Below are 8,550 nucleotides of genomic sequence, written 5' to 3'. Positions count from 1 at the left end.
GAGTCTCTCAAGATGTTGTGGTCGGGTTGCTGCACCGGGCGCGGGGTGGTTTCGTCACGCCTTGCTCGTTCCTCGCAAGGCGGCTCAACCGACACCCAGGCGGCTCAACCGACGCGCGAGGCGGCTCAACCGTCGCAGGGGGCGGATGCCCGGCAATTGGTGCGGATCAGCCCTCCAAGATGGCCAGGTCCCAAGCCTCGATCCTCAGGTCTCCGCCCGTCCTGATCCACTCGCCCCCACTCAGCACCGAGGCCCCTTCGACCGGGCTGGGGAGCGAGACCGGGCTGCCGGAGTAGTTGAGCAGGTACGTGACCTCATTGCCCCTGGCGTTGACGCCGCGACGCACCCGCACCGTCGGTGTGGACGACGACAGGTCTTGGGCCCAGCCCCACAAGCCCGCCCCGCGCAACGTGAGTTCGAGCACTTCGCGCAGCGCTTCCGGGGAGGTCATCGTCCCGAGATAGGTGGCGGTGCCCTCCCCGACGGCGTTGCGGGTGATCGCCGCGTAATCGCCCCAGGCGGGGTGGTCGTAGGTCGCCAGCACCTGGGTGCCCTCGGCGGGCCGCAGCAGTTCGAGTAGGTGCAGCGCCTCGCTGTCCACGATCGAGGTGGCGTTTCCGAGCGCCCCACACGGCTTCAGTCGGGCGCCGTCCGGCTTCGTGAACTGGTTGTAGGTCATCCCGAACGTCGTCGTCAACGCATGGGGCGCCTTGTCGTGCCACACCTTGACGTGCTCGTCCGCCACACCCAGGCGGAACGTCGAGACCAGGTGCCCGCCGTCCCGGACGAAGTCGGCGAGCCCGTTGAGCATCGACTCCGGTGAGGTGTAGAGAGCGGGGGTGAGGATCATGGAATAGCGATGCAGGTCGGTGGCGTCGACGGGGATGAAATCTACCTCGACGTTCAGGTCGAACAGCGCGTCGTAGACCCAGCGCAGTACGTCGTTGTAGCTGATCGAAGTCCCGAAGATTCCATTCGGGAACCCGGTCTCGATCGTGGCCCACTGCAACGCGGTCAGCGACTCGTTGCTCACCATCACCGCGACCCGGTTGGTCTTGCGCAGCCCGACCAAAGAGGCGCAATGCCTGTCCCATTCCTCCCCGACAACACCGGATTCCAGGTAGGTGGGGTTCGGTTCGAAGTCGTGGCTGAGCAGGCCCTTCCAATAGGTTTCGAACGAGTTGTGAATGGAATGCCAGTGCCAGTACATGACGCCGAGGGCCCCGCTGGCGAGGTGGCTGTAGGCCTGCAGTCGAAGCTGGCCGGGGAACGGCAGCCAACCCATCTGGCCCTGCGCCTGGGTTTCGAGCACGAGATAGTTCTCCCCGCCCTTGATGGAGCGCGTCATGTCGCCACCGAAGGCGATCTCGCGGCCGGTCAGGCTCGACTGGGTCGGGTGGTAGATGTCGGTGCCCGCAAGGCTGACCGCGCGGGCGGCGGTGAAGTGGTTCACCGACGGCTGCAGGCCATACGACCAACCGGGGGCCCAGTCGAAGTCGAAGTTCTGCGTGATGAATTGGTCCGCCCGCGCGTATTCGCGCACGATCCCGGCCTGCCAGCCAAGGAACTCGTCGACCAGCCCTCGTCGGAATGACTCGAAGGCGCCGGCGAGCGAGCCGTTGATCGTGCCGCGCACGTCGGGGAAGTCCTCCCAGGCGTCGATCCGGTTCGACCAGTAGTCGAGCCCGAACGCGGCGTTCATGGCGACAAGGTCGTCGTCGAAGCGGGTGCGCAGGTGTTTGACGAATGCGCGCTGTACGTCGAGGGAGGCGACGCCGTAGTGCTTGGTCTCGTTGTCGATCTGGAACCCGATGACGGCGCCCCGGCGGGCGGTGTGGCCGAGCAGTTCCCGGATCACGCGTTCGGCATGGAAGAGGTAGGCCGGGTTGGTGATGTCCATGATCTGCCGGGCGCCGTAGCGGCCCGGCCCGGACGCGGTCTCGGCCAGGACGTCGGGATGGCTCGCGACGAGCCAGGCGGGGACGGCATAGGTCGGGGTGCCGACGATCACCGAGATGCCTGCCGCCTCGGCCGCATCGAGCGCGCGGTCGACCTGCGTGAAGTCGAACACACCCGGCTGCGGCTCCAGCGTGCTCCACGTCGATTCGGCGATCCGCACCACGTTGTGGTGGGCCGCATGCATCATCGCCATGTCGGTGTCGACACGGTCATATGGCAGGTACTCGGCGTAGTAGGCCGAGCCGTAGAGCAGCTTGTCCATCGTTTCGTTTCCTAACTCGTCGTCGCGTGGAGCCCTTGCTGCGCTGCCAGGCTTGGACAAAATGTTGCCGGACAGGGCGGGGCCTTGTTTCGACGGCGCCCCGCCCGTCTGGGTCGTCAGGCTCGGGTGGCGTTGGCGCGCTCGGCCAGTTCGAACCCTTCCTCGCGGGTGATCGGGATCAGGTGCATTGATATGAGCGACTCGAGCGGCATGTCGTCGACCATGGCGGTCATCTGGCCGAGGTCGGTGCCGAGCAGCCGGGTGAACTCGTCACCGACGACCGGGTGGCGTCGGAGGTCGGCGGCCGTTGAGGCCAGGGTCACCGGCAGTGTGATGTCGTCGCCGTCGAGGCACACCCGGACCCGCGCGGCGATGTCCCGGGATGACGAGCCGACATTGATCGTGAACTCGCCGCCTTCCACCGTCCAGCGTTCCAGAATCGGGTGCCAGAACGCGAAGTCCCGATGGCCGAGCTCGAATGAGACGACGCGGGACTCGCCAGGCGCCAGTTCGACCCGCGCGTGCGCCTTCAGCTCCTGTTGGGGTCGTTCGACTGCGCTGTCAGAGTCGCTCACGTAGACCTGGACAACCTCTGCCCCTGCCCGCTGGCCCGTGTTGGTGACCCGGGCGCGCACCTCGACGGCCTCTCCGCCGGTGCCGCTCGACACCGTCGCCTCAACCTGATCGATCTCGAACGTCGTGTACGAGAGCCCGAAACCGAACGGGTAGGCCACCGGGGCGCGTCGCGTGTCGTACCAGCGGTACCCGACGAGCAGCCCCTCGGCGTAGCGGACGCTGCCGAGCCCGCCAGGGAAGCTACCGAAGGAAGGCACGTCCTCCAGTCTCACGGGGATGGTCTCGGCGAGCTTGCCCGACGGGTTGACGGCGCCGGTCAGCACGTCGAGGACGCCGGCCGCGCCTTCCTGGCCGCTCAGCCACGTCTCGACGACGGCTGGCGCGGCACTCTGCCACCCGCTCGTCGTCACCACGGCCCCGTTGGAAAGCACCACGACGACCCGTGGATTCACCGCGGCCACGGCTTCGAGGAGTGTGACCTGGTCGGCCGGCAGGTCGATGGACGTGCGGTCGAAGCCCTCCGACTCGACCGCGGCAGGCAGCCCGAGATACAGCACCACGGTGCGGGTCGACTGGGCGAGTGTCACGGCCTCGCCCAGCAGTTCGGCGCCGCTGGCGGTGGTGGCCGGGCCCTCCTCGATCGCGAACCCTGGTGCGAACGGGACCGCGGTGCCGAGCAGTTCCTGTGCGACCTCCAGTGCGCTGCGAAGCCGGGTCGGGTTGACCTGTGAGGACCCGGCGCCCTGGTAGCGGGGGGTGCGTGCGAACTCGCCGATGAAGGCGACATCCTTGTCGAGGGTCAGCGGCAGCAAGGGAGCGGCGGAACCGTCGGGGCCGGTGACGGGAACGTTTCGCAGCAGGACGGCCCCGGCCGCGGCGGCGCGTCGCGCGAGGGCCTGATGGGCTGGGTGGTCGACGGGCGTCGTGCCGGCCGCTCCGGCCCCCTCGACGGTGCGGGCGACGAGGACGAGGACGTTGCGCACGGCCGCGTCGACGACCGACTCGTCGATCTCGCCGTTTCTGACGGCCGCCACGATCTCGGCGTCGGTTCGCCCTTCGACGGCGGGCATCTCGAGGTCGAGCCCGGCGACCACTGCTGCGACCCGGTCGCGCACCGCGCCCCAGTCGGAGACGACGAGGCCGTCCCAGCCCCATTCCTTCCGGAGGACCGTGCTCAACAGCCACTCATTCTGTGACGCGTAGACTCCATTGACCCGGTTGTAGGCGCACATGATCGTCCACGGGTCGCCCTGCGCGATGGCGCGCTCGAAGCTGGCCAGGTAGATCTCGCGCAGCGTACGGGCATCGACCTCGGCGCTGATCCGCATGCGGTCGGTCTCCTGGTTGTTCGCGGCGAAGTGCTTCAGCGAGGTGCCGACGCCCTCGGACTGCACGCCCCGGATGATCGCCGCTGCCAGGTCACCCGACAGCACGGGATCTTCGGAGAGGTATTCGAAGTTGCGCCCGCAGCGAGGGTCGCGCTTGATGTTGGCGCCGGGGCCGAGCAGGACGCCGACCCCCTGCGCCCGCGACTCCCGGCCGAGCGCCGCCCCCACCTCGTGCAGCAGCTCGGTGTCCCAGGTAGAGCCGAGGGTGACGGCCGTCGGGAAACAGGTGGCAGGCACGGAGTCGCCGAGGCCGAGGTGGTCGCCGACCCCGTCCTGCTTGCGCAACCCGTGGGGGCCGTCCGTCATCCAGATGCTCGGCACGAGCGTCTCCGCGCCGCGGGTGACCGCCTTGGTGGTCCAGAAGTTCTCCCCAGACAGCAGGGATGCCTTCTCCTCGAGGGTGAGCGCTGCGAGGGTCGCGTCGACGTCGGTCAAGGAGAACAACGGGGTGGGTGTGGGCATCTTTGCTCCTCAGGTCGCTGTAAGGAGTCTAATGCTACCACGCGGTAGGGGTTTGGCGACCTCCGCCGCTGGAACCTCTCCCCATGACGCACTGGCGTAGGCTCTTCCCATGCCTCACACGCCAGCAGCCGTCTCGAACAGGCGCGGCAGCTATGCCTCCGGGCGAGCGAGGCGCGACGAGATCGTCCAGGCTGCCATCGTCGAGTTCAGCGAGGTGGGCTACTACGGGGCCTCGCTCAGGCAGATTGCCGCGCGCGCCGGGATCACCCACCCGGGTCTGCTGCACCACTTCCCCACCAAGGATGCTCTGTTGGCGGCGGTTCTCGCCCACCGCGACGCGGTGGACCTTGAGGCGATGGCGGAGGACAAGGCCCAAGGTCGCAGCTACCTTGAGGCCCTGGTGCGCCTCGTCGAGCGGAACGGGAAGCGCCGGGCGATCGTCGAGTTGTACGCGGCGCTCTCGGGTGAGGCGACCTCGCCCCGGCATCCGGCGCATGCGTTCTTCGCAGGGCATTACGAGCTGAGCGTGCGCATGGCCCGGGAGGCGTTCGACAAGCTCCGCGACGACGGACGGTTGCGGCAGGGAGTCGATCCCGCCTGGGCCGCACGCGCCGTCGTCGCGCTCATGGACGGCCTGCAGATCCAGTGGCTCCAGTCGTTGGAGTCCGACACGGGTGCGCCGGTCGACATGGCGCGGGACCTCCGGGCGTTTCTGGAAAGCCTCACGCTCGACTGATGCGCAGAGCGCGTGCTTGCCCGATGTTGACGGAGCACGGCAATAGGGTTGGGTCCATGACATACGTCGCCGCAGAAGACCGCTATGAATCCATGCTGTACCGACGACTCGGGGTCTCGGGGCTGAAACTGCCCGCGATCTCCCTCGGTTTCTGGCACAACTTCGGGGATGACAAGCCATTCCAGACGCAACGCGACATCATGCGCCGCGCGTTCGACCGTGGCGTGACCCACTTCGACCTGGCGAACAACTACGGCCCGCCCTACGGTGCCGCCGAGATCAACTTCGGCCGGATCCTGGCAGAAGACTTCCAGCCCTACCGCAACGAACTGGTGATCTCGAGCAAGGCGGGTTGGGACATGTGGCCGGGGCCCTACGGCTTCGGTGGGTCACGAAAGTATCTCCTGAGCTCGCTCGACGACTCACTCAAGCGGATGGGCCTGGACTACGTCGACATCTTCTACCACCACCGCCCTGACCCGGAGACACCGCTTGAGGAGACGATGGCCGCCCTCGACCAGGCCGTGCGCTCCGGCAAAGCCCTGTACGCCGGCATCTCGTCATACTCGGCCCAACTCACGGCGCAGGCCCAGACGATCGCGAAGTCGCTGGGCACCCCGCTCGTGATCCACCAGCCGTCCTACTCGATCCTCAATCGATGGGTCGAGGACGACGAACCGGCGCTGCTGCAATCGGCCGCGGACAACGGCATGGGCGTGATCGCCTTCTCGCCCTTGGCGCAGGGGATGCTCACCGGCCGCTACCTGGACGGAATCCCCGAGGGGTCACGAGCCACCCAAGGGAAATCGCTGGACCCTGGGTTGCTCTCCGACGACAACATCGAGCATCTCCGGGCGCTCAATGACATCGCTGAGCAGCGCGGCCAGAGCCTCGCCGACATGGCGATCGCCTGGGTGCTGCGTGACCAGGGGGCCGCCTCGGTTACCTCGGTGGTCCTGGGGACCTCGTCCGTGGCGCAACTCGATGACAACCTCGAAGCGTTGGGGAACCTGGTTTTCACGCCCGAAGAGTTGGCCGAGATCGACCGGCACGGCGGGGTGGCGGGGATCAACCTCTGGCAAGGGGCCACGGACTCGACGAAGTAGCAGGCGGGATACCGAAGCGCTTCGGGAATACCGGTACGCGGGGTATCATGTAATGGGTCAGTGACGCGGTGCAGGAGGGCACAGATGAGCGCGACCCAGACCACGAAACCTGCCCCGTTGAGGGGTGCAAGCGTACGGGAAGCACGCCGGGTGGCCGAAGAGGCCAGAGAGAAGGACTGGGCAAAGCCCAGCTTCGGTAAGGAACTGTTCCTCGGACGACTGCGCCTCGACCTGATCGATCCCTGGCCTACGCCGGACGACGACGCACGCGGGCGGGGCGAGGCATTCCTCGCCCGTGCCAAGGCGGTTGCCGACCGGATCGACGGGCGCCGCATCGAGCGGGAGTCCGCAATCCCGGACGAGACCTTCACCGACCTGGTCGACCTCGGGGCCTTCGGGATGAAGATCCCGGTCGAGTATGGCGGGCTCGGGCTTTCCAACTATTACTACTGCAAGGCGCTGACCCTCCTGGCCTCCGCCAACCCGTCGATCGGCGCGCTGCTTTCCGCGCATCAGTCGATCGGGGTGCCGCAGCCGGTGAAGATGTTCGGCACCGAGGAACAGAAGCGACGGTTCCTGCCGCGTGTCGCGGGTGATGAGGTGTCCGCATTCCTGCTGACCGAGCCCGACGTCGGCTCGGATCCGGCCCGGATCGCCACCTCGGCCAGCCCCGACGGCGACGACTACATCCTCGACGGCGTGAAGCTCTGGGGCACCAACGCCACCATCGCGACGCTGTTCGTGGTGATGGCCAGGGTGCCGGCCACCGACACGGAGAGGGGTGGGGTCACCGCCTTCGTCGTGGAGGCGGATTCGCCGGGGATCACCGTGGAGAACCGCAACGCGTTCATGGGGTTGCGTGGCATCGAGAACGCCGTCATCAGGTTCGACGGCGTGAGGGTGCCTGCCGCAAACGTCCTCTTGGGAGTGGGTCGGGGGCTCAAGATCGCGTTGGCTACGCTCAACACCGGTCGGCTCTCCCTTCCCGCGATGTGCGTGGCGTCCTCGAAGTGGTCGCTCAACGTCGCAAGGGGCTGGTCTGCCGAGCGGGTCCAATGGGGGCGCAGGGTCGGCGACCATGAGGCGATCGCCACCAAGATCGCCTACATCGCGGCCACCACCTACGCCATCGAGTCGGTGCTCGACCTCGCCTGCATGCTCGCCGACGACCAGCGCAACGACTTCCGGATCGAAGCGGCGATCGCCAAGCTCTTCGGGTCCGAGCACGCCTGGCGGATCGTCGATGAACTGGTCCAGATCCGCGGTGGTCGCGGCTACGAGACCGCAGACTCGCAGGAGGCGCGCGGCGAACGCCCGGCAGAGGCCGAGCAACTGCTGCGCGACGTACGCATCATGCGGATCTTCGAGGGATCGACCGAGATCATGCATCTGTTCATCGCACGCGAGGCCGTCGATGTGCATCTCGACGTGGCGGGCGACATCATCGACCCGGAGGCCGCGCTGGCCAAGAAGGCGGAGGCCGCCGCCCGGGCCGGTGGGTTCTACGCCAGGTGGCTGCCCACCCTCACCGTCGGGTCGGGTCTTGTCCCGGGCGCCTACGCCGATTTCGGCAGGTTGGCCCCGCACGTGCGCTGGGTCGAGCGGGCCTCCCGGCGCCTCGCACGCCAGATCTTCGCAGGCATGGCCCGTTGGCAGGGACGACTGGAGCGCCGTCAAGCATTCCTTGGACGGGCCGTGGACATCGGGGCGGAGCTTTTCGCGATGTCCGCCTGCTGTGTGCGGGCGAAGGCCGAGGCAGGCGAGGGCGTCGAGGGCATCGAATTGGCCGACGCCTACTGCCGACAGGCGAGGGTGCGGGTAGAAGCGCTCTTCACCGCGCTGTGGAGAAACAGCGACATCTCCGACAGGAGGACGGCGAAGGCGGTGCTCGACGGCCGGTACCCGAAGATCGAGGACGGCATCGTGACGATTCCGGATAGCCTGCCATGGGTGGCCCAATGGGTCCCCGGCCGGTCGACCCGCCCCGATGTGCGGCGACGCCTGCACCGTCTCCGGAAGGTGTAGGCGACGCGACCTGACGCCCGCGCGTCGGATCTGGCA

General features: G+C 67.6%; 5 protein-coding genes. 3 read left to right on the top strand and 2 right to left on the bottom strand.

Annotated elements, in window-relative coordinates:
• Positions 1-166: 166 nt before the first annotated feature.
• Positions 167-2,221, bottom strand: a complete 2,055-nt coding sequence (locus BUC15_RS09515) for a beta-galactosidase (protein WP_073187514.1) — start codon at positions 2,219-2,221, stop codon at positions 167-169.
• Positions 2,222-2,337: 116 nt separating this feature from the next.
• A complete protein-coding gene (locus BUC15_RS09510) occupies positions 2,338-4,647 on the bottom strand; it encodes a glycoside hydrolase family 3 C-terminal domain-containing protein (protein WP_073187512.1) in 2,310 nt (769 codons plus the stop codon).
• A gap of 109 nt (positions 4,648-4,756) precedes the next feature.
• On the opposite strand from BUC15_RS09510, the gene BUC15_RS09505 reads away from it, so the two are divergent.
• The 3 genes from BUC15_RS09505 (at position 4,757) to BUC15_RS09495 (ending at position 8,514) form a co-directional block, all read left to right on the top strand.
• Positions 4,757-5,383, top strand: coding sequence for a TetR/AcrR family transcriptional regulator (locus BUC15_RS09505; RefSeq protein ID WP_073187509.1), 627 nt, complete (start codon positions 4,757-4,759; stop codon positions 5,381-5,383).
• Between the two features lie 56 nt (positions 5,384-5,439).
• Complete coding sequence (gene mgrA, locus BUC15_RS09500; RefSeq protein ID WP_073187507.1) at positions 5,440-6,489, top strand: L-glyceraldehyde 3-phosphate reductase; 1,050 nt, start codon at positions 5,440-5,442, stop codon at positions 6,487-6,489.
• Between the two features lie 84 nt (positions 6,490-6,573).
• Entirely contained in the window at positions 6,574-8,514 is a 1,941-nt protein-coding gene (locus tag BUC15_RS09495) for an acyl-CoA dehydrogenase family protein (RefSeq protein WP_073187504.1), read from the top strand.
• Positions 8,515-8,550 lie beyond the last annotated feature (36 nt).

The organism is Tessaracoccus bendigoensis DSM 12906 (assembly GCF_900141915.1).
In the GTDB taxonomy this organism is placed as follows: domain Bacteria; phylum Actinomycetota; class Actinomycetes; order Propionibacteriales; family Propionibacteriaceae; genus Arachnia; species Arachnia bendigoensis.
Note: the sequence above shows the minus strand (reverse complement) of the source record. Positions and strands in the feature narration are given on the sequence as shown.

Coding starts and splice junctions, on each gene's coding strand:
- mgrA (WP_073187507.1), top strand. CDS start 5,440: ATGACATACGTCGCCGCAGAAGACCGCTATGAATCCATGCTGTACCGA.
- BUC15_RS09505 (WP_073187509.1), top strand. CDS start 4,757: ATGCCTCACACGCCAGCAGCCGTCTCGAACAGGCGCGGCAGCTATGCC.
- BUC15_RS09495 (WP_073187504.1), top strand. CDS start 6,574: ATGAGCGCGACCCAGACCACGAAACCTGCCCCGTTGAGGGGTGCAAGC.
- BUC15_RS09510 (WP_073187512.1), bottom strand. CDS start 4,647: ATGCCCACACCCACCCCGTTGTTCTCCTTGACCGACGTCGACGCGACC.
- BUC15_RS09515 (WP_073187514.1), bottom strand. CDS start 2,221: ATGGACAAGCTGCTCTACGGCTCGGCCTACTACGCCGAGTACCTGCCA.